Source organism: Butyrivibrio sp. AE3009, from assembly GCF_000420845.1.
Taxonomy (GTDB): Bacteria; Bacillota; Clostridia; order Lachnospirales; family Lachnospiraceae; genus Butyrivibrio.
Map to the genome: position 1 here is coordinate 1 of NZ_ATVS01000096.1, position 1,643 is coordinate 1,643.

The following is a 1,643-nucleotide window of genomic DNA, read 5'->3' on the forward strand; positions in this document are numbered from 1 at the left end:
TTGCGGCCATCTGCATAACCATCATCAGCTATTTCAAGAAATAAAAACAGGCATCAAAAAAGACCGCTGAAAAACTTTGCCAGTTGTGCGGTCTTCATTGATCATTAACAATTGTTGGAGCTAACCGTCTATCGGTAGCACCTTTTATATTTATATGATAGCATAACCTGCCATAAATGCAAGTTTTCATTCAACCTGTGTAATTGCATTCTTGATTGCATTCTGTCCTGAAATGAATTCCTCATCTGTTCCGCAGGTGATATTCATTTTGACATATATGGAACCTTCATACATGCTGATAATTGCCAAAAGAGTGGGGACAGTCCCCAAGTTGATTCTGAGACAGTGGGGACAGTCCCCAAGTAGATTTTGTGAACTTTGTTTTTTGACTTGACATCGAACATTCGTAAGCGTCACGTAAACTGTATCTATTAGAATGACATGCATATATACTATGCTGTTGAGAGAGCATACGTGTCTTTCGTTAATTGCTTCCAAGAACTTTAAAAACTCTAAAAACTACAACTATACTTTTTGTAGTTTTTAGAGTTTTTGTAGTTTTGCAGGCTGATACTTAAGGCACGACAACAAGCCGGTATGCACCGGCATTGTCTGTGATCAGGCAGTCCTTTTTACTTTATCTTTCTTTCTGGGAGTGTGGGGCTTTTCATTTTCTGGTGGGGCACCAGACAGTAGAGGTTTCCGCCTTTCGTCCTGCTCATACTGGCGGTATGCTGCAGACCAGGGCATCATGTCATCTACAGCGTAAGAGTGATTGTAATATATGCCTCTTGACATCTTTTCTAAAAGATATTTGAGATAATAATACGGAATCGCCTGATTGGCCTTGGCGGTCTCAATCAGCGACATGATGGTCATCGTCGCATCAGCCCCCTTCTTGGAGAAACTGAAAAGTGCAGCGGGCGGTCAAGCAGAATTTATCCCTATTCCTGGCAATTCGTGATATAATTGTGCAGATTATTAGATTTTGGGGAGGAAAGTATGACAATAAAAGTGAAACCCAACGTAGTGGGCTGGATATTGGGAGTGATGTTTGCAGGTTTTGGGGTGATGTTTTTGAGTTTGCCGCTTTGGGATGCGGGTTTTGTAAAGAGGGACGAAAATGTACTGACAATGGTTTTAGCTGTATTGATGGGACTTTATATGTTATGGCAGGGGCTGGATATTCTGGTGCCGCATATAACCATGACAGAGAGCAGTTTGACGGTGATACCGTTTTTGGGACTGCCTGCGGTTGTGAATTTATCAGAACTGAGATCTTTTTCTTATGATGAGTATGCCCCAATGGGAGCAAGCGAACGCCACAAGGTTCGCAGAATAATCACATTTTACACGGATAAAAGAACCATCAGGATCAGATATCCTTTCAAGACGAGAAGCGGAGACTGGGAGCTGATCAAGTATCTGAGCGACCATTATCCCCAGGGAGCGTGCTAAACCTAGACTCCATTAACAGGATTACACTCTTTTCAAAAAGGCCGACGAGATAAGCTCTCGCCGGCCAATTCATTTTTTTCCTAAAAGGATTTACTTCTCAACTACCACAACTGAAAAGAGTGGGGACAGTCCCCAAGTTGATTCTGTGAACACAAATCATCGTTCAACAAAGCACGGAATAAGAA

At 42.1% G+C, this 1,643-nt stretch carries 3 protein-coding genes; 1 reads left to right on the forward strand and 2 read right to left on the reverse strand.

The genetic code is table 11. The features are described from left to right. Positions 1-186 precede the first annotated feature (186 nt). Positions 187-309, reverse strand: coding sequence for a hypothetical protein (locus G588_RS23320; RefSeq protein WP_278246671.1), 123 nt, complete (start codon positions 307-309; stop codon positions 187-189). A 309-nt stretch (positions 310-618) separates the two neighbouring features. Next, positions 619-879, reverse strand: coding sequence for a transposase domain-containing protein (locus G588_RS23325; RefSeq protein ID WP_022780162.1), 261 nt, complete (start codon positions 877-879; stop codon positions 619-621). 123 nt (positions 880-1,002) lie between these two features. On the opposite strand from G588_RS23325, the gene G588_RS22655 reads away from it, so the two are divergent. Then, positions 1,003-1,458 carry a hypothetical protein gene (locus G588_RS22655; RefSeq protein WP_155830838.1) on the forward strand — a complete coding sequence of 152 codons (456 nt, stop codon included), beginning with the start codon at positions 1,003-1,005 and terminating at the stop codon, positions 1,456-1,458. The last annotated feature ends 185 nt before the right edge of the window (positions 1,459-1,643 follow it).